Consider the following 19,733-nt stretch of genomic DNA (forward strand, 5'->3'; position numbering starts at 1 on the left):
GGTTTATCTGAAACAGCCGGAGCGAACATGACAAAAGAACAACTCAGTAAAACAGACCGCATCATTTTGGTTATTGGTCAGCAGATTGTTGAAGGTAAATACCCACCAGGGTCACCGTTACCTGCTGAGGCTGAGATTTGTGAGGAATTTCAAACGTCTCGCAACATGATTCGTGAAGTTTTCCGGGCGTTGATGGCAAAACGTTTGATTGAAGTGAAGCGCTTTCGTGGTGCTTTTGTGCGGCCCCGCAACCAGTGGAATTATCTGGATACCGATGTATTGCAATGGGTGCTAGCCAGTGATTATGACCCGCGTTTAATTGGCGCTATGAGTGAAGTGCGTAATCTGGTGGAGCCGACTATTGCGCGTTGGGCCGCAGAGCGAGCGACCTCGAAGGAGCTCGCGGTTATTGAAACTGCGCTCAATGAAATGATTGCCAATCATCAGGACAGAGATGCATTTAATGAAGCAGATATCCGTTATCACGAGGCGGTGTTGGCTTCGGTACATAACCCAGTTTTACAACAACTTAGCGTAGCAATTAGTTCACTGCAACGGGCTGTATTTGAACGAACTTATATGCCCGATGAGGAAAATATGCCGCGCACCTTGAAAGAGCATCAAGATCTTTATGATGCCATCCGTCATCAGGATGCTGATGCAGCAGAAAGGGCGGCGCTGACAATGATTGCCAGCTCTGCTAAACGGTTAAAGGACATTACATGAGTGAGCAGAGTGATGGATAAAAGCTATATTGCCATTGATTGGGGTTCCACCAACTTACGTGCCTGGCTCTATTTACATGGTCAATGTGTGGATACATTGCGTTCCGAAGCGGGGGTCACGCGCTTTAACGGGCAAAGTGCGCAGCAAGTGTTCCAGCAAGTGATCGCACCTTGGCGGGACCAGCAACAACAGCATAATCTGCCGGTAGTAATGGCGGGCATGATTGGCAGTAATGCTGGCTGGATCTCAGTGCCCTATCTCTCTTGCCCGACTCACCTGACTCAGGTTTCCCACCAACTCACGGCTGTGGCAGAGGCTGAGCCAGTCCGGGCATGGATCATTCCTGGTTTATGTGTGGATAAACCAGATAACCGCAATGTGATGCGCGGTGAAGAAACTCAGCTGATTGGTGCCTATGCCGAATTGCCGTCATCTGTGTATTTGATGCCCGGCACCCACAGTAAATGGGTGCAAATGCAGGGTGATCAGGTAATGGATTTTCGCACCATGATGACCGGCGAGTTACACCATCTTCTGTTAAATAATTCTTTGGTAGGGGCTGGCTTAGCTGAGCAATTACCTGATAGTGCCACGTTCACCCAAGGGTTAGCACAAGGCTTTAACGACAGCAATATCATGCGTTGTCTGTTTGAAACCCGAGCCGCTCATGTATTGGGTCGATTGAAACGAAGCTCGGTTAGCGAATGGCTATCGGGTCTGCTGATTGGCAATGAAGTGGCACAAATGCAGCAGCAATATCCACTGGCTGCCGGCGAACGCATTACGGTGATTGGCAATCCCAAACTGGTCGCACGTTATACCCAGGCATTAGAAATGGCGGCAATGCCTTATCAGGTGCTGGATGGCGACCATGCTTTTCAATCTGGAATCAGGAGTATCGTGAATGAAATGGAATACTAATGTGCCATTGATTGGCATATTGCGAGGTATCACGCCCACCGAAGTCCACGACCATGTAGCGGCGTTGCTGAATGCTGGGTTTGATGCAGTGGAAATCCCACTGAATTCCCCACAATGGGAAGTCAGTATTTCCCAGGCAGTGGCGGAATTCGGACATCGTGCATTAATTGGTGCGGGTACGGTATTAAAACCAGAGCAATTAGAGATATTGGCTGGCATGGGGAGTAAGTTGGTGGTCACGCCAAATACCCAACCCGCCGTCATTCGCCGGGCTGTTGAGTTAGGTATGACGGTCTGCGCAGGGTGCGCCACCGCTTCAGAAGCTTTCACCGCCATAGATGCCGGTGCACACGCATTGAAGATTTTCCCTTCGGTCTCTTTTGGCCCCGACTACATCAAAGCATTGAAAGCCGTATTGCCACCAGAAGTTCCGGTATTTGCCGTCGGCGGGATCACGCCAGGGAATCTACATATTTATTTAGCGGCGGGTTGTGCGGGTGCCGGTCTGGGCGGTGATCTTTATCGCGCCGGTCAATCGGTATCCCAGACGGCGCAACAGGCGGCTGCATTTATTCAAGCCTATAAGGATGCCACAAAATGAAAATTACCAAGCTAACCACTTATCGATTACCCCCACGTTGGATGTTTCTGAAAATCGAAACTGATGAAGGCATTGTTGGTTGGGGTGAACCAGTGATTGAAGGGCGCGCTCGTAGCGTTGAGGCCGCCGTACATGAGTTATCCGAATATGTTATTGGGCAAGATCCGGCCCGTATCAATGATATCTGGCAAACTTTGTATCGCGGTAGTTTCTATCGTGGTGGCCCGATCCTAATGAGTGCCATTGCCGGTATTGATCAGGCGCTGTGGGATATTAAAGGTAAAGCATTGGGTGTGCCGGTTTATCAATTATTAGGTGGTTTAGTTCGCGATAAAATCAAAGCTTACAGCTGGGTTGGCGGTGATCGCCCGTCTGATGTGATTAGTGGTATTAATAAACTAACTGAAATTGGTTTTGATACCTTTAAGCTTAACGGCTGCGAAGAAATGGGGCTTATTGATAACGCGCGCAAAGTTGATGCCGCCGTCGAGGTAGTGGCACAAATTCGGGAAGCGTTTGGTAATAGCATTGAATTCGGTTTGGATTTTCATGGTCGGGTTAATGCACCGATGGCAAAAATCCTAATTAAAGAATTGGAACCTTACCGACCTCTGTTTATTGAGGAACCGGTATTGGCGGAACAAGCAGAATATTACCCACGGCTGGCAGCGCAAACCCATATCCCGATTGCCGCAGGTGAGCGTATGTTCTCCCGCTTTGAGTTTAAGCGAGTATTAGCTGATGGTGGATTAGCCATTATTCAGCCCGATCTTTCTCATGCTGGTGGCCTGACGGAATGCTTTAAAATAGCCGCAATGGCAGAGTCTTACGATGTTGCGTTGGCACCTCATTGTCCATTAGGGCCAATTGCGCTGGCATCTTGTCTACATCTTGATTTTGTCGCCCGCAATGCAGTATTGCAGGAACAAAGCATGGGGATTCATTACAACCAAGGTGCCGAATTATTAGATTACGTCATTAATAAAGACGACTTCAAAATGACTGACGGCCATTTCTATCCGCTGAATAAACCCGGCCTAGGGGTGGAAATTAATGAAGAGTTAGTGATTGAACGCAGTAAAAATGCTCCTGACTGGCGTAACCCGGTATGGCGTTATCCTGACGGTGCTGTGGCTGAATGGTAATTTACCACTTTATTATCTAGCAAGATAATTGAAGGAATAACCCTACTTAATAAATATAATTTATATAAATAGTTTAAAAATGCTATCCCACTCCTGCTAAATAACGCGGGTCGAAGAATAGTGAAATTATTAAATAACGATTTTTTGCGAACCTACCCGCAGGGGCACCCTTGCGCCTAAAAGTCGGTAATGCGACAGTATTACCAATATAAAGGCAGGGTGCTCCGGCGGATATTAATCCGAATAATAATGGGATCATTACCATGGAAATGACCTTATCTACTGCCCCGAGTAAAAGGCGTTATCTGACACTGTTTATGATATTTGTGACAGTCGTCATTTGTTATGTTGATAGAGCAAACCTTGCTGTTGCATCGGCCCATATTCAAGAAGAGTTTGGTATTACTAAAACTCAGATGGGTTACATTTTCTCGGCTTTCGCCTGGACTTATACGATATGCCAAATCCCCGGCGGCTGGTTCCTTGATCGTGTCGGCTCTAAAATGACCTATTTTATTGCCATTATGGGCTGGTCAGTGGCAACACTATTACAAGGTTTTGCTAACGGGCTAGGGACACTTATTGGCCTGCGAGCCATTACCGGTTTATTTGAAGCTCCGGCTTTCCCGACCAATAACCGTATTGTAACCAGTTGGTTCCCGGAAAGAGAGCGGGCCTCTGCTGTGGGTTTTTATACCTCAGGTCAGTTTGTTGGTTTGGCTTTCTTAACGCCATTACTTATTTGGGTACAGGAAGTATTAAGCTGGCATTGGGTATTTATTATCACGGGTGGTATCGGCATTATATGGGCACTGATTTGGCATTTTGTTTATCAGCCGCCGCGTAAATCCAAAGGTATTAATCAAGCAGAACTCGATTATATCCAGTCCGGTGGTGGAATTGTTGATGGTGATGCTGCGACCGAGAAAAAAGCACGTACTCCTATCACTGCTGCTGAATGGAAACTGGTATTTAATCGTAAATTGGTTGGGGTGTATATCGGGCAATTTGCCATCACCTCAACCTTGTGGTTCTTCCTGACCTGGTTCCCAAACTATCTCACCCAGGAAAAGCACATCAGCGCCTTAACTGCTGGTTTCATGACGACAGTCCCCTTTTTAGCTGCGTTCTTCGGGGTGTTACTATCCGGCTTAGTGGCTGACCGTATGGTGCGCAAAGGGAAGTCCATTGGCTTTGCCCGCAAGACGCCAATTATTTGTGGTTTATTACTCTCTACTTGCATCATGGGTGCTAATTACACCAACGATCCCTTCTGGATTATGGTCTTGATGGGGCTGGCATTCTTTGGCAATGGTTTTGCTTCCATTACCTGGTCACTGGTGTCTTCATTGGCTCCAGTAAGATTGATTGGTTTAACCGGCGGCGTATTTAACTTTGTCGGTGGATTGGGCGGCATCACGGTACCATTGGTCGTAGGTTATCTGGCGCAGGACTATGGTTTTGCACCGTCGTTAACTTACATTGCTGCGGTGGCATTGATTGGCGCGCTCTCTTATATCTTCTTGGTCGGGGATGTTGAGCGGGTAGGATAATCTCGAGTCTGCATGCCGTAGATGACAGCGGCATGCAGCGGATGGGTTGGTGATATAATTTAGCTAAATTATTTGGCTTGTTGCATCACCGGAGACCGGATGACCAATCAGAAAGAGGCTTTCTTTCACCAACAGCAGCTCACCTTTGCTCCCAGAGGTCATCAGCTCACTAACATCAATGTCTGGACGCCGGACAGTCAATGGCTGGCATATGATGTGCGGCCCAATGGCAGTACATTTAGTGGGTTAACCATTGAGCGGGTTAATTGCATAACCCGTGAGATTGAAGTTATCTATCGTGCTCAGCATGGTGCCCATGTTGGTGTGGTGACGGTGAGCCCTGACGAGCCTGCGCGCTATGTATTTATCCACGGCCCCGAACATCCGGATAGCCACTGGCATTATGATTTTCATCACCGCCGTGGTGTGATTGTCACTGAACCGGACAGGGAGCTGGCGGTAACACTGGATGCTATGGACATCAGCGCACCTTATACTGCCGGAGCATTACGCGGCGGCAGCCATGTACATGTTTTCAGCCCTGATGGCAGCCGCTTAAGCTTCACCTATAACGACCATGTATTACATGAGCGAGATCCTGCTCTGGATTGCCGCAATGTTGGCGTGGCCGTGCCTTTGCATGGTGTTAATCCTCCCAAACAACATCCTCGTGAATATGATGGCAGTCATTTCTGTGTGTTAGTCACTCGCACTACACCTACGCCACAGGCGGGCAGTGACCAGATAAACCGTGCTTATGAAGAGGGATGGGTGGGAACCCAGGGTTATGTGACAGCAGATGGCCGCCGCCAGCGTTGGGCGTTGGCATTTATTGGCGATACACTTTCGGCCCAAGGCGAGAAAGTTCCGGAAATCTATCTTGTTGATTTACCTGAGCATGATAGGGATTATGCCCGAGCTGGCGCGCAACCTCTGGAGGGGACGGAAACCACTTTACCAGCCCCACCTATCGGGGTCAGTCAGCGGCGAATAACCTTTACTGCCGAGCGGCGCTTCCCCGGCCTTGCCACTAGCCCACGGCACTGGCTGCGCGCATCACCTGACGGCAGTGCCATTGCTTGTCTGATGAAGGATGATAGCGGCATAGTGCAGATGTGGTTGGTTTCACCCAATGGGGGGGAACCACGGCAACTAACATTTACTGAGCAGGGGATTCAATCGGCTTTTAGTTGGCATCCACAAGGCCATTGTTTGGCATTTGTTAGTGATAACTCGGTGATGCTGTGTGATAGCATAACCGGGCAATTACAGCGGTTAACTGCGCGAAGTGCTGTGGCACCATTGGCAGATGCAGTGGTATTTTCACCGGATGGAACTCAAATTGCATTCATGCGGGAAATAGACGGATTCACTCAAATCTTTACCGTAAATGTGGCCGAGTGAGCGGCTAGCGCTTTTACACCGGTAAGAGCGCTGCGAATTTAACTGAGAAGGGCATGGGTTATTGTGGTGGAGCCGTTGCCGTCTGATTTTCAGCTTCAGATTGGCGAACGCGCTCACGCGGTGAATTGGCCATTTTGTCGTCACTGTCAGACCGCAAATAATCATACGGCAACAGCAAGGTATCCATCACCGCAGAGAAAGGCAGGTCTACCGCCAGCAGAGGGCGCAGAGCCCAGCCGGTATTGTCATCTTTAAGCATGGCCACATTAGCTTCAGTACCCGAGTAATAACCCTGGCTGCTGCTGGTGTGCGTCATAATACTGGAGCACCCGCTGGATAAAAGCAGCGAGCAGCCGGTAACAAAAGGGATAACTGTATTTTTCATTATTTTATTCAGCTCTCATCATACCGGTTGATTTTCACGCGATTGGGCCAATATTGATAAACAGGTTACACAGGTTAATACGCCACCAATATCAGGTTTTGACATGGCTTTTTTACACTACTTTACAGACAGTTCCTATGGTTAAAGATTCAATCTTGTGGCGTAAATCGTCTTAAGTGTAAGTTATAGCAAAGCATTTATCGAATAATTAGATTAATAAACGTCTGATTGAGATTTTTCCCGCAAAATTTTTTTTGATTTTGCTCTTGAAAAGAAGAAGACCGGTCCCATTTTATTAGTAGGTCAGAGAGAATACGCCGACAGGGTATTCAGACCACGAGCCTGTCCATGGTGGAAGGCTTAATAGAAAATATGATAACACCCTTGCTAATATATTTAGGAGGCAGTTTTATGCGTAATTCCGAGCTTGCACCACTATATCGTTCAGCTATCGGTTTCGACCGGTTGTTCAATCTATTAGAATCCGGCCAGAACCAAAGCAATGGCGGTTATCCTCCCTATAACGTCGAATTAGTCGACGAAAACAACTACCGCATTGCTATCGCGGTGGCAGGCTTTGCAGAGCAGGAACTGGAAATCGTAACACAAGATAACCTGTTGATTGTTCGTGGTTCTCATACCAGTGAGCCGGCACAGAAAACCTATTTATATCAAGGTATCGCTGAACGCAATTTCGAGCGGAAATTCCAGTTGGCGGAGCACATTAAAATCAAAGGTGCCAACTTAGTGAATGGTTTACTGTATATCGATCTTGAGCGGTTAGTACCTGAAAGTTTAAAACCACGTCGTATTGAAATTAAGTAATTTACTTAATAGTGTGAGTTATTTGCATTATTAACACAGAGTTCGGCCTGCCGTAGTCGGGGGCCGACCGGTCGCGAATCGATAGTGAGAAATAATATAACGTCAGTATTTTGCGTTAGGGTTATTTATATCGAAAATTCGTGACTGTTTATTATGTTATGCCTAATAGATTTCAAGATGTGGGAAGATAACTAACACTCCGCAACTTGAAAGATAACGGCAATATCTCGCTTCAAAGAAGGAGTTATATATGCGTAATTATGATTTGTCACCTTTGCTTCGTCAGTGGATTGGTTTTGATAAATTAGCCAGCTCAATGCAAGGCGGTCAGGATTCTCAGGGGTTCCCTCCATACAATATTGAGAAAACTGACGATAACCACTATCGCATCTCATTGGCATTGGCTGGTTTTAAACAGAGCGAACTGGATATTGAAGTTGAAGGCCCGCGTTTGACTGTTCGCGGCAAGCCAACACCAGTGGAAAAACAGGTTGAATACCTGCATCAAGGTCTGGTTCGCAAAGAGTTCTCATTGACCTTTACTCTGGCTGAGCATCTGAATGTCGATAATGCTCAATTTGAAAATGGCCTGCTGCACATTGATCTGTTGCGCCAGGTGCCAGAAGCGCTGCAACCACAGCGCATTAGTATCGGCAGTGCTGCACCTCAAGAGCACCAGGTATTAGAAAACCAGGCTGCAACTGAACAGCAGTAATTATGATGACCGGCACCTCTCACCGGGGTGTCGGTCGGTATTACCCTCTCCTTGTTGTGTCCTTTAGCATCATGCTTTTTATCTGTTATTTTTTTCACCGGAGAGATTCCCCGCTCTCCGGTGCGTTTTGTGGTGCATCCCACATTCAATTGCCCCCCCTTCTGACAGAATCCTTACTAATTGTAAGAATTTAAGGCTGTGTGTGACATGGGTGATATTCCACATGGCCGACCGGTTTTTAAACTTAGGCAAGGAAGTGATTTATGAGTGCTATCGCCCTTACCGTCAGTATGTTGGCGCTAGTCGCCGTATTGGGGTTATGGATCGGTAATTGGAAAGTTTATGGCGTGGGGTTAGGTATCGGCGGGGTGCTCTTTGGCGGCATTATTGTTGGCCATTTTGCACAAACCTATCAGTTGGTTCTCAACGGGGACATGCTGCATTTCATTCAGGAATTTGGTCTGATTCTGTTTGTTTACACTATCGGTATTCAGGTGGGGCCGGGGTTCTTCTCCTCACTGCGGGTATCGGGGCTGCGACTTAACTGCTTTGCTATTTTGATGGTGATTGTTGGCGGGTTAGTGACAGCGATTATCCATAAACTGTTTGCCGTACCGCTGCCCATCATTCTGGGAGTATTCTCAGGGGCGGTCACCAACACCCCGGCACTCGGGGCGGCACAGCAAATCCTCACTGATTTAGGCTCGCCACCACAGCTGGTCAGCCAAATGGGTATGGGCTATGCCATGGCTTACCCATTCGGTATTTGCGGTATTTTGCTGGTGATGTGGCTGATCCGTTTATTCTTTAAAATCAACGTCGATCGTGAAGCGAAAGATTTTGATAGCAGCCACGGGCAAAATCGTGAGTTGCTCCAGACCATGAACGTGGCAGTGCGTAACCCCAACCTACACGGCTTATCAGTACAGGATGTGCCATTGCTTAACAGTGATGAAGTCGTCTGCTCTCGCTTGAAACGAGGTGATTTGCTGATGGTGCCGCTGTCCGCCACGGTGATTGAGCTGGGGGATTATCTGCATTTAGTGGGCCAGCGCGAAGCCTTGGAAAAAGTACGGCTGGTGGTGGGGGAAGAGGTGGATGTCACATTGTCTACCGCTGGCACGGCATTGCAAACAGCTCGCGTGGTCGTGACCAACGAGGCGGTGTTGGGTAAGAAAATCCGTGACCTTAATCTGAAACAGAAATATGACGTGGCTATCACCCGCTTAAACCGTGCCGGTATTGAGCTGGTTGCCAGTAACAGCGCCAGTCTGCAATTCGGTGACATCCTTAATTTGGTGGGACGCCCAGAGGCTATCGAGGCGGTCTCTGCGGTTGTGGGTAACGCACAACAGAAACTGCAACAAGTGCAAATGTTACCGGTTTTCATCGGTGTCGGATTGGGGGTGTTGTTAGGGTCAATACCTCTGTTTATTCCGGGGTTCCCTGCGGCATTGCGTTTAGGCTTGGCTGGTGGCCCGCTAGTGGTGGCTCTCATCCTTGGCCGTATCGGCAGCATCGGGAAGCTGTATTGGTTTATGCCACCGAGCGCCAACCTGGCTTTGCGTGAACTGGGGATTGTGCTGTTCTTGTCGGTGGTCGGGCTGAAGTCTGGCGGTGACTTTATCAATACACTGGTTAATGGCGATGGGCTGGCATGGATTGGCTACGGTGCGATGATAACCGGGATTCCGTTGCTGACGGTGGGGATTCTGGCGCGCATGTTGGTCAAGATGAACTACCTGACCTTGTGTGGCATGCTCGCCGGTTCAATGACTGATCCACCGGCGCTGGCCTTTGCTAATGGTCTGCACCCGACCAGCGGTGCGGCAGCGTTGTCTTATGCCACGGTGTACCCGCTGGCGATGTTCTTACGCATAATGTCGCCGCAGATTTTGGCGGTGCTGTTTTGGACCACTATGTAACTCATGCTCTTCGTACTTGAAGTTGCAGGGGGTTAGCTGCGCTCACTTACCCGAATCACTTACTTGAGTAAGCTCATCGGGATGCGTTAGCTGGCTGCCTACCTGCAACTCCAATTACTTTGAGTATGTTCTGATCATTTCCCAGAAATTACTTCGCTTCCTGAAACGCCAGCTCAATCTCTTCAGCCAGAATCGCCACGCCTTTTTCTATTTGCTCGGGTTCCGGCACATAGTTCATCCGCATACATTGATGGGTATGTGGCCAGTCATATCCCAGACCGGGGAAGAAGTAGTGGCCTGGCACCATCAACACGCCGCGTTTTTTCAGGCGCTGATAGAGCAGTTCAGTGCTAATGGGCAAATCTTTAAACCATAACCACAGGAAGATGGCCCCCTCTGGCTTGTGGATCAGGCAACGCTCCGGCGGCAGATATTTGCGTAGAATGGCGATAGTCTGCTGTACTCGTTCAAAATAGAACGGCCGGATAACCTCGTTAGATAGACGTAATAAATCACCACGCTCAATCATTTCGGCGGCGATAGCTGGCCCCATACTGCCCGGCGACAAACTAATAATACCGTTCATATTGGTGATGGCTGAAATCACTTTTTCGTCGGCTATCACAATCCCGCAGCGCGAGCCCGGTAGGCCAAGTTTCGACAAACTCATGCACAGGATAATATTCGGGTTCCACAGCGGAGTTGCATCGGTGAAGATGATACCGGGGAAAGGCACACCATAGGCGTTATCAATCAATAGCGGAATATCTCGCTGTTGAGCAATAGCATCAAGGCGGATTAACTCTTCGTCAGTAATGACATTACCGGTCGGGTTGGTCGGCCGGGAAACGCAGATCAGACCAATATCGTCGGTAATATTGAGGTGCTCAAAATCGACGTGATATTTGAATTGGCCTTCCGGCAGCAACTCAATATTAGGTTTGGCAGAGACAAATAAATCCTCATCCAGACCCGCATCGGCGTAACCGAGATACTCGGGAGCCAGTGGGAACAATACCCGACGGCGGCTACCATCGGCATAGCGGCCAGCGAATAAATTAAATAAGTAGAAAAATGCACTTTGACTGCCATTTGTCAGTGCAATGTTCTGTGGCTCAATTTGCCAACCTAGCTCATCACGCAGCATTTTGGCCAGCGCTTTTAGCAGCAAATCTTTGCCCTGTGGCCCGTCATAATTGCACAACGCCTCGGTCAACTGCCCGCGCTCCAGCATCTCCTGACACAGTTGTTGGAAGTAAGCATCCATCTCTGGGATATGTGCCGGATTACCGCCGCCGAGCATGATAGAACCGGGGGTTCTCAGGCCGTCATTGAGGTCGTCCATCAGTCTGGTAATGCCCGCGTAGCGGGTAAATTTGTCGCCGAAAAGTGAAAACTTCATAGATGAAAATTTATTGTTATCCGTAAGTGAACAAGTACCATACTCGCAGATAAAAGCGGGTGCAATGCGGAAAGATTTCTTCCCGCCGCGTAAAAATATCGGCAGGAAGAGTTATTACGGAATAATACACTAGATTACTCTTTTTTGTCTCCGACCCAAACGACCAACACTTTATCGCCCTGATGTTGACGACTAAAGGCATAGTAATCAGCAGTTTGTTGAGATTGTTGCACTCCAGCCCCAATGGCGGGATGACGAGCTCGGAACTGGCTGACTTTTTGCCAATGTGCCAATAACCCGCCTTTGGCGCCTGACAGCTCATTCCAGTTCATATCTGAACGCGTACCTTGCAATGGGTCTGAGCCGGTCGGGCCAAATTCTCGCCCACTTTCATCACCATAGAAGATTTGCACGGCTCCCGGAGCCAATAGCAGCAGATCACCCGCTCGCTGCTGCTTCACTAAAGACTCTTGTGCATCATCTTTAAAAAACAGCCGAGTGTCATGAGATGAAATGTAGCTCAACACATTGAAACCTTGCAGTTTATCTGCCATTTGCTGATAAGTGCCGTCAATGGATGAGAAGCATGTTAGCGCCTGTTTTGCTTGATCCTGAAAATCAAAGTTAATCATGGCATCGAAGCCATTTTGGTAGTAATCACTCTTCATTACCCCATGGCCCCAAGCCTCTCCGGTCATCCAGAACGGTAAGTTATCCAGTGCCTGATCAGGGTGAGCGGCTTTCCAGGCGGCCAGTGCGGCGGTGGATTGCTGCTTAAGTTGTTGCCAGGCGGGTTTCTCGACATGTTTGGCGGTATCAACCCGAAAACCGTCAATACCATAATCGCGAACCCATTGACTTAACCACTGTGTGAGGTAATCACGCGGTGTCGCGCCGGGGATCTCCCGTGCCGCAGTATCCGGCTTATTGCGATAAAACACCGGCAATCCACTGGGTTGGGTTGATTCTGTTTTAATGTCAGGCAGGAAAGCCAGTGACATGGTCAGATCGTCATAACCGGGAGCGTCATAATCGCCAATATCGGTGCGGATCCACTTCTTGCCCCACCAGTTGTCCCATGCTGCTTTATCACCAAAATTAATATAATCATTGAAACTATGCCAAGTCTGCCCTTTGCCCGGCGTCCAGTCGGTCCAGTTTTTACCCAGTGTTTTTTCTAATTGATCGCCCTGTAGATAAAGTGCGCCAAACTGATCACTCTGCATATCAGCCAGAGTGGCGTATCCGACATGATTCATTACGACATCAAATAGAATGCGGATACCGCGTTTATGGGCCTGTTCAACCAGCTTATGCAGATCTTGCTCGGTGCCCATATTGGCATCCAGGCGCGTCCAATCCAGTCCGTAATAGCCGTGGTAAGCATAATGGGGGAAATCACCTTTGGTGCCGCCGCCTACCCAGCCATGAATTTGTTCCAGCGGTGAGCTTATCCACAGCGCATTGACGCCAAGCTGTTGCAGATAATCAAGTTTTTCAGTCAGACCGGCGAGATCACCACCATGGAAAGTGCCGATTTCTTGCATTCCATCACCATGGCGGCCATAGCTGTGGTCATTCGCCGGGTTACCATTTTTGAAGCGATCGGTCAGTGCGAAATAGACCGTGGCATTCTGCCAACTGAATGGGGCCGCTTGCTGGGTTTGCGCTGATTCCAGCAGCAGTAAGCCGCCACTCTCCGGGCTGGGTTGGAGCGTGATTTTACCGAGGGAAACTTTGGTTATTTGGCCGGAGTAGAAATCCCGCACCATTTCACCTTCAGCGAAAGTTTTGCTCACATCAATCGTCACGGGGTTGCCATTCCAGCGCTGACAACTGTGTGTCACGACACTGACGGCTTCGGCGACCGGCTCTTTGATATTTAAGGTGAGTGTTGGGGTGCCGCTGCGAGTATCAATCCGCGCCTGATATTGCCCATCACGAAACAGTCGCCATTGAATGTCGGCCTGATTCTGACAAGGTTGTAGTGAAAATGTCTGATTCAGTTTCACGGGGCCGGTGGGCTGCCAGCACTGTTTACCTTGATAAAACTTGAGTGGATATTCACCTTTAGTGAGGGCGCTGCTGCTAACAAAAACCCCGCTGTCTTGCTCGGTAAATGCCGGGAAATGCTGTAGTGACCAGCTCGCCATGGCTGCTGGTGGTATCAGGAGTAGCAAAGGGAGCCCAAAATATTTCATGGCGCATCTTCCTTGGGTCTGAGAACAGATAAAGTTTTATCAGTAGCAGTGTGCCGATTGGCGAATAAATAGCCTCATCCCTGAGCAATTTTTGCAGGGAGGAGGCGGGTGGAGGAGGAGAATTTGGCCTGCTTGCAGGCCAGTAGGCGGATTTCTTTAACTTATTGCTTCTTTAACTTATTGTTTCTGTAACACCTGCGGATTGACACAGTTTTCTGTTACCGTGCCGGTTAGTGCCGCAATCAAGTTATCCACGGCGCAAGCGGCCATGTTGTAGCGAGTTTCGGTGGTGGCGGAACCAATATGTGGCACGGCAACCACATTGCGTAACTTGAGTAATGGCGAATCCACTGGCAGTGGTTCTTGCTCAAATACATCCAGCCCAGCAGCATGAATGGTGCCATCTTGCAGGGCGGCAATCAGCGCTTGCTCATCCACTACCGGCCCACGGCCTGCATTGATCAGGATGGCGCTGGACTTCATTTTAGCCAGTTGCTCGCGGCTAATCATATGATAAGTCTGCTCGGTCATCGGCAAGGTAATGCAGAGGAAATCAACCTCCGCCAGTAACTCATCCAGCGAACAGCGGCGAGCACCAAAGCGCTTTTCAGCTTCTTCATGTGGGCGGCGGCTGGTGTACAACACCGGCATACTAAAACCAAAGTGTGCGCGCTGGGCCAGAGCCATGCCAATACGGCCCATACCAAGTATACCAATCGTTTTGTGATGAACATCAACGCCATACCAGTCATCACCCACACTGTCTTGCCACTCACCGGCTTTCACTCGCTCTGCCAGCTCAACCACGCGACGTGCGCTAGACAACACCAACGCCATCATGGTGTCAGCGACGGTTTCGGTGAGCACTGTAGGGGTGTGCATCAATGCAATCCCTCGTTGATTCAGGGCATCCACATCAAAATTATCATAGCCAACAGAAATGGTTGAAGCCGCGCGCAAATGTGGCGCTAATTGCAAAAAATCCGAGTCAATCTTGCCGCCAGAACCGATAAGCCCCTCAGCCTGTTGCAGAGCAGATAAGAGTTCGGGCTGATTGTCCGGCGCTAAACCATCAAAACTGTTTACGGTAAAATGTTGCGCTAAACGTTGGTGCAGATCGGTGGGAATACTTTTGTACAGCACAATGGAAGGTTTCATCACAAGTTACATCTCCAGATAGGTGAGATCTGAAGCCAGCATAACAGTGATCACCACGGTGTGATCAAGCGCTAATCACCCTCATAATGTTACAGCTAATGAAAGCACCAACTTGCTCTCACAGGTTGGTGCTTTAGTTTTACTGAGTTTTATTGCTCTAATTCGCAGTATTAACCGACAGAGCCTGAGACCGAATCGCCGCGCAACGTAGCGCCGTGATAATCGCCAGTGCTGGTGCAATGGCATACAGAGTGAAGAGCCAGTGCGCCGTATTTTCTGCGCCGGCGACACCCCCGGGTTCATTGAGGCCGGAGAGGTTCGCCACCATACCGGCGATCGCCGCACCCACTGCGGTAGCAAACATCTGCACTGTGGTAATGGAAGCCCCGGCAATATCTTTATCTTCTTCGGCGGCAACTTGCAGAATACGGGTTAGCAGGTGTGGCCAGCCAAAACCAATACCAAAGCCAACCATGGTAAGTGCAATGGCAATCGGTGCCATCTGCTGCCAGCTACCCAGTGAGCTGATTGGCATCAGAATAGACAGCGCCACGATCCCCGCCAGCACAATAATTGGGCCGCTGATAATCGCCCAGCGAATACCTGACTTTTTCCAACCCGCACTCATGACTTCTGAAATCGTCCAGCCTGCCGCCATAGTGGCCGCAATATACCCTGAAATCAGTGGCGACTGACCATGCAGCGTTTGCAGGAAATAGGGGACGAAAATCTCGCAAGTAATGCCGATCGCCAGTAAAGAAACGGTGATATAGAGTGCCGCCAAGGGCGAGTTAAGCCGTAATGCTCCTCTGGGCAGTAACCGCGACGTGGCCCGAGATTCAATGCGTAATAACAGCACCAGCAGCAAGATGGCTAACACCATTCCTACCAAATTCGTCAGGCCGCTACTGGCAATGCTGCTGGCGGAAATGGTCAGTACAATCGCGGTTAATAGCACGAGTTGGGTCACCGGCAAGGCTGAGGTGACGGCGGTGCTGGATCTGCCTGCTGGCAGGATACGCCAAGTAAAAATGGCATAAATCAGGGTGACTGGCAGTAATGTCCAAAAAGCAAAACGCCAGGCGTTCATTTCAGCGAAGATACCGCCAATTGCCGGGCCAATGAGGGTTGCCACACCCCACATCCCCGAAATAAGCGCCATCGCCCTGGGCCATAGTGATTGCGGAAATACCAGATTAATCATGGCATAAGAGAGGGCGAACAGAAAACCGCCCCCCAAACCTTGCACCGTGCGGCCAACTAACATCAATGGCATATTCGGTGCCATGGCGCAGAGAGCACTGCCCAGCATAAAGGTCAGTGAGGCAAATAAATATGCGCTGCGAGCACCGTAACCACTGAGTAATCGAGCTGAAAGTGCTGAACCAAGGATTGAAGCGGTAACGAACAGGGTGGTATTCCAGGCGTACAGATTCAGGCCATTAATCTCTAGCACCACGGAGGGCAAAATGGTGGTGGCGATATAGATATTGATGGCATGTAACACCACACCACCCGATAGGGCTATAGCAAAAGCCGCATTTTTACCGGAGAACAAATCACTCCATCGGCTTGCATCATTCATTATCACGTTTCCATCCTGCCAGAAATCTGGTTATTGAGTTGAGATTGTTGTTACGGTAAAGTTAAACAAGTAAATTCTTGGAATAAGTTAGGCCAGTTACCAACAATAAGTCAAGTATATGCTTGTTAAATGTTATGCTAGCAATAATTCATCGGAAATATAAAAACGCACTAACGACACTGGGGAAGGTATGAATATCGATCATTCAACCAGTCAGCCGCAATCTGTTGCTGAACGGCTGCTTCTGTTACTGAAAACTCGCGGCCCATTGCAGGCCACAGATGCGGGTAAGATTCTGGGGACAACAGGGGAGGCTGCACGCCAACAATTTGTAAAATTAGCCAAAGAAGGGTTAGTTATTGCGGTTGCACAGGCGAAAGGTGTGGGGCGACCGATCCAACTTTGGCAGCTAACCGATAGCGCATATAGCCGTTTTCCTGATGCTCATGGCGAGTTAACGGTTCAGTTATTGCGTATGGTCCGTAGCAAATTAGGTGAAGCAGCACTGAATATGCTGATCGACACCCGTGAGCATGAAACTCGCGAGCAATATTGTTTAGCAATGGAAGGCGCTAAGAGTATTGATGAACGGGTGAAGAGGCTGGTGGCTATTCGGTCGCAAGAGGGCTATATGGCAGAGAGCCACACTCAGACCGATGGGTCGATATTACTGATAGAGAATCATTGCCCCATTTGTGCCGCCGCCACAACCTGCCAAGGTTTTTGTCGAGCAGAATTGGATGTCTTTCGTCAGGTATTACAGGCACCGGTTGAGCGAACTGAGCATATACTTTCTGGCTCCCGGCGTTGTGTATATCGGGTGTCAGTAGAATAAAGAAAGCCATGTATAAGAATTCATCTAGATACATGGCTGGATTGTGAGTTTAAGGTTCATCTTTATATAAAAAACCAAGCTTGAGCTTTACCCTGGCTGATGGTTGAGTGATAACTTCAGAAAATAGCTTTGTTTTTCCTTTTTCTTTCAAATGTCGTGCTAAAGCCATAAAAGCAGCGGTGCTGGCTCCCCTTATTGTTCCTTCTCTTTCCGGGTTAAGTACATAATTGGGTGTGGTTAATGACGCTGCAATTTCAACAGAGCCTGCGCCATAGTCGCTACTTTCGTCATAATCACTATCAGCCATTAATAAGCTAATAATCTGGTGGTTGTAACGCACAATGACCCAGTGATTGTTTGGCTCAATGGGCAGATTTTCAAGGTCAGCCAGCATGCTATAACTCAGTGAAATCCCTGCATGGATAATTTCATCTCTCGGCGTAAGGCACAGTGATGCAGTACTACATCCCGCCTGAGAAGCGCTATCTCGCTCTCTATTGCTTTCTATACGATGTGTTCTATAGATATGATTCCACTCCTCTAATGTTGTGTGTAAATAAGCATGGGCCTCGGCTGTTATAGTACTAATATCGTCAATGATTTGTATTTCAAACTCGCTATCGGATGTTATCCATTCCCCGTTATGTAATACGCGAGGAAAAACTTCTTGATAGACAAAATGAGTTAATAACAATTCATAGTGACCCAGTGGTAATGATTGAGCTTGAGTGGGTGAGGCTACCGGGCGAGTGCTGCTGCTCTGCAACAGATAATTGGCAGCATTCATTTGGGTGCGATTAAAAGCTTGGATGAGTGGTCGGATAATATGGGAGGTATCCTCTTGGGTAATATTCTGTGATTGAATATTGGTTATTAAACGTTCGACTACATCAGGGTGCTGCTCTATGGCGGTAGTGGCTATTTGCTGATAATGGGCATCAAATGCAGGAAGTTCAATATTTCCGCTATTGAGAATACCGGTGACCATCTGACGGAAATAATCGGTTGTCCAGACGCGGAGTTGTGAACCAAATAACAGTACAAAATCGGCCATAACCTCGGAAACCCAACGGCCACAATGTAATTTTGATGGCTGTGTTTGGCGTGGATAGCGAGCGGCAAGGATATTTTCTATTGAGGTTTTACAGGCTTTTGCCGCCGCCGGTAAGGTGAGTGCCTGATTATGCAGGTTTGTATCAAGATGGGTTAATACCAAGCTCGGTGGAGGGCGACTCTCTAATGGGGGTCTGGGATTGTGTTCAGGAATGGATAATGGGGTTGCTGTCCCTGCGATAACCAGTGTTTTCCCTACACCATCGTGGTGGGAAAATTCGTTTATTCCCACCAGTTTATCGAGCTGATTACAGCGTCCATGAACCACATAATTATAGATTGCCAGCAGAGGGATACCGATGCAGCCAGCGATCCCCAATGCTCCTCGCTTGTCGCGATGAGAGTGTTTATTGATAGCCATTATCGTTTTATTCAATATTAAAGGGGCGATGTCTTCTGGTGGTAGGCCTTGCTCATTATCGGAAACTCCATTGGTAATATATAACTCTGCGGAATCTTCAGATGAATACTTAGTATTAATCCAAAATGGGGTATTGAGTGGTCTAGTACCCTTAGCTTCAAGATATTGAAGTTGTACTTTATTATTATCTACTTTAAATACTAAAGATAAATTATCCGTATTGTCATTTAATCTCATGTTAATAGGGTTATCATTCTTTGTGATATAAATAAATAGATCTTTCCCAATCACAACAACCTGTGGTGAAGTAATAAACCCTACACTAAAATTACTTTCATTATTGATATCAAAATTCATTAATACAATGTTATTTACATTGCCAAATATAGCAGGGTATTGACTAAAAAAATCCGTTAGCACAATTTTGTTTTCTTTCATGACAACACAGTGTTGCTCACAAAAACTGGGGGAATCAAGAGCCTCGATTGAGCTAATACTTCCGAGCATGTTTATTTTTTCTAGTCCTACTAAATTGATTGATTCTGTTAAATTATAATGAGGTGAATTAAAGTTGTCGTTTTTATAAATGGTGACTTGTACTCTATTGGGGATACTGATTGAAGCGATTGTATCATTAAAGTGTTTATCCTCTATATTGTAGAGATCTATTTTTTCCGGCGCAAGTAAACAAAAATATTCACCTTGAAAATTATCTTCAGAGTAGAAACATGCCGGAAGGTGCTTTTTTCCTGATAAATGGATCAGTTCCTCTATTGATCTATTAGATAAGTCTACAATAGCATTGATGTTTGCTGAGTATATTATAGTGAATAAAGATAATAATAATTTATTCATATTAACTCCATAATGTATTTAAA

General features: G+C 47.9%; 16 protein-coding genes. 10 read left to right on the top strand and 6 right to left on the bottom strand.

All coding sequences use genetic code 11. The features are described from left to right. Positions 1-27 precede the first annotated feature (27 nt). The 6 genes from dgoR to FTA96_RS02345 all read left to right on the top strand — a co-directional run bounded on the left by dgoR (position 28) and on the right by FTA96_RS02345 (position 6,350). Positions 28-726, top strand: coding sequence for a D-galactonate utilization transcriptional regulator DgoR (dgoR, locus tag FTA96_RS02320; protein WP_050109266.1), 699 nt, complete (start codon positions 28-30; stop codon positions 724-726). A 12-nt stretch (positions 727-738) separates the two neighbouring features. Next, complete coding sequence (locus FTA96_RS02325; protein ID WP_050151855.1) at positions 739-1,647, top strand: 2-dehydro-3-deoxygalactonokinase; 909 nt, start codon at positions 739-741, stop codon at positions 1,645-1,647. Further along, a complete protein-coding gene (locus FTA96_RS02330) occupies positions 1,631-2,248 on the top strand; it encodes a 2-dehydro-3-deoxy-6-phosphogalactonate aldolase (RefSeq protein ID WP_050109265.1) in 618 nt (205 codons plus the stop codon). The genes FTA96_RS02325 and FTA96_RS02330 overlap by 17 nt, the downstream gene beginning before the upstream one ends. Further along, positions 2,245-3,393 carry a galactonate dehydratase gene (gene dgoD, locus FTA96_RS02335; RefSeq protein ID WP_050109264.1) on the top strand — a complete coding sequence of 383 codons (1,149 nt, stop codon included), beginning with the start codon at positions 2,245-2,247 and terminating at the stop codon, positions 3,391-3,393. The genes FTA96_RS02330 and dgoD overlap by 4 nt, the downstream gene beginning before the upstream one ends. Positions 3,394-3,656: 263 nt before the next feature. Then, a complete protein-coding gene (locus FTA96_RS02340; protein WP_050109263.1) occupies positions 3,657-4,946 on the top strand; it encodes an MFS transporter in 1,290 nt (429 codons plus the stop codon). 99 nt (positions 4,947-5,045) lie between these two features. Next, the gene (locus FTA96_RS02345; protein ID WP_050109262.1) at positions 5,046-6,350 is read left to right on the top strand and encodes a DUF3748 domain-containing protein; all 1,305 of its coding nucleotides are present in this window, start codon (positions 5,046-5,048) and stop codon (positions 6,348-6,350) included. A gap of 58 nt (positions 6,351-6,408) precedes the next feature. Here FTA96_RS02345 and FTA96_RS02350 read toward each other — a convergent pair whose 3' ends face one another. Beyond that, positions 6,409-6,735: a YceK/YidQ family lipoprotein gene (locus FTA96_RS02350; RefSeq protein ID WP_050109261.1), complete on the bottom strand. Its 327-nt coding sequence runs from the start codon at positions 6,733-6,735 to the stop codon at positions 6,409-6,411. A gap of 411 nt (positions 6,736-7,146) precedes the next feature. Between FTA96_RS02350 and ibpA the strand changes: the two genes are divergently transcribed. The 3 genes from ibpA to FTA96_RS02365 all read left to right on the top strand — a co-directional run bounded on the left by ibpA (position 7,147) and on the right by FTA96_RS02365 (position 10,200). Beyond that, positions 7,147-7,560 carry a small heat shock chaperone IbpA gene (ibpA, locus tag FTA96_RS02355; RefSeq protein ID WP_050109260.1) on the top strand — a complete coding sequence of 138 codons (414 nt, stop codon included), beginning with the start codon at positions 7,147-7,149 and terminating at the stop codon, positions 7,558-7,560. 250 nt (positions 7,561-7,810) lie between these two features. Next, on the top strand, positions 7,811-8,275 hold the full coding sequence (gene ibpB / locus FTA96_RS02360) for a small heat shock chaperone IbpB (protein ID WP_050109259.1): 465 nt from the start codon (positions 7,811-7,813) through the stop codon (positions 8,273-8,275). Between the two features lie 263 nt (positions 8,276-8,538). Next, the gene (locus FTA96_RS02365) at positions 8,539-10,200 is read left to right on the top strand and encodes a putative transporter (protein WP_050109258.1); all 1,662 of its coding nucleotides are present in this window, start codon (positions 8,539-8,541) and stop codon (positions 10,198-10,200) included. 148 nt (positions 10,201-10,348) lie between these two features. Here FTA96_RS02365 and FTA96_RS02370 read toward each other — a convergent pair whose 3' ends face one another. The 4 genes from FTA96_RS02370 to FTA96_RS02385 all read right to left on the bottom strand — a co-directional run bounded on the left by FTA96_RS02370 (position 10,349) and on the right by FTA96_RS02385 (position 16,546). Continuing rightward, positions 10,349-11,602, bottom strand: coding sequence for a valine--pyruvate transaminase (locus FTA96_RS02370; protein ID WP_050109257.1), 1,254 nt, complete (start codon positions 11,600-11,602; stop codon positions 10,349-10,351). 134 nt (positions 11,603-11,736) lie between these two features. Beyond that, positions 11,737-13,803: an alpha-amylase gene (locus FTA96_RS02375; protein WP_145573105.1), complete on the bottom strand. Its 2,067-nt coding sequence runs from the start codon at positions 13,801-13,803 to the stop codon at positions 11,737-11,739. Between the two features lie 177 nt (positions 13,804-13,980). Next, positions 13,981-14,961 carry a glyoxylate/hydroxypyruvate reductase GhrB gene (gene ghrB, locus FTA96_RS02380; RefSeq protein ID WP_145573106.1) on the bottom strand — a complete coding sequence of 327 codons (981 nt, stop codon included), beginning with the start codon at positions 14,959-14,961 and terminating at the stop codon, positions 13,981-13,983. A 157-nt stretch (positions 14,962-15,118) separates the two neighbouring features. After that, positions 15,119-16,546: an MFS transporter gene (locus FTA96_RS02385; RefSeq protein WP_050109252.1), complete on the bottom strand. Its 1,428-nt coding sequence runs from the start codon at positions 16,544-16,546 to the stop codon at positions 15,119-15,121. 190 nt (positions 16,547-16,736) lie between these two features. Between FTA96_RS02385 and FTA96_RS02390 the strand changes: the two genes are divergently transcribed. Then, positions 16,737-17,381, top strand: a complete 645-nt coding sequence (locus FTA96_RS02390; RefSeq protein WP_050109251.1) for a helix-turn-helix transcriptional regulator — start codon at positions 16,737-16,739, stop codon at positions 17,379-17,381. A 49-nt stretch (positions 17,382-17,430) separates the two neighbouring features. Here the strand turns inward: FTA96_RS02390 and FTA96_RS02395 are convergent, their stop codons facing one another. After that, the gene (locus FTA96_RS02395) at positions 17,431-19,710 is read right to left on the bottom strand and encodes a peptidase inhibitor family I36 protein (RefSeq protein WP_145573108.1); all 2,280 of its coding nucleotides are present in this window, start codon (positions 19,708-19,710) and stop codon (positions 17,431-17,433) included. Positions 19,711-19,733: the final 23 nt, after the last annotated feature.

This window comes from Yersinia alsatica, from assembly GCF_902170305.1.
Taxonomy (GTDB): Bacteria; Pseudomonadota; Gammaproteobacteria; order Enterobacterales; family Enterobacteriaceae; genus Yersinia; species Yersinia alsatica.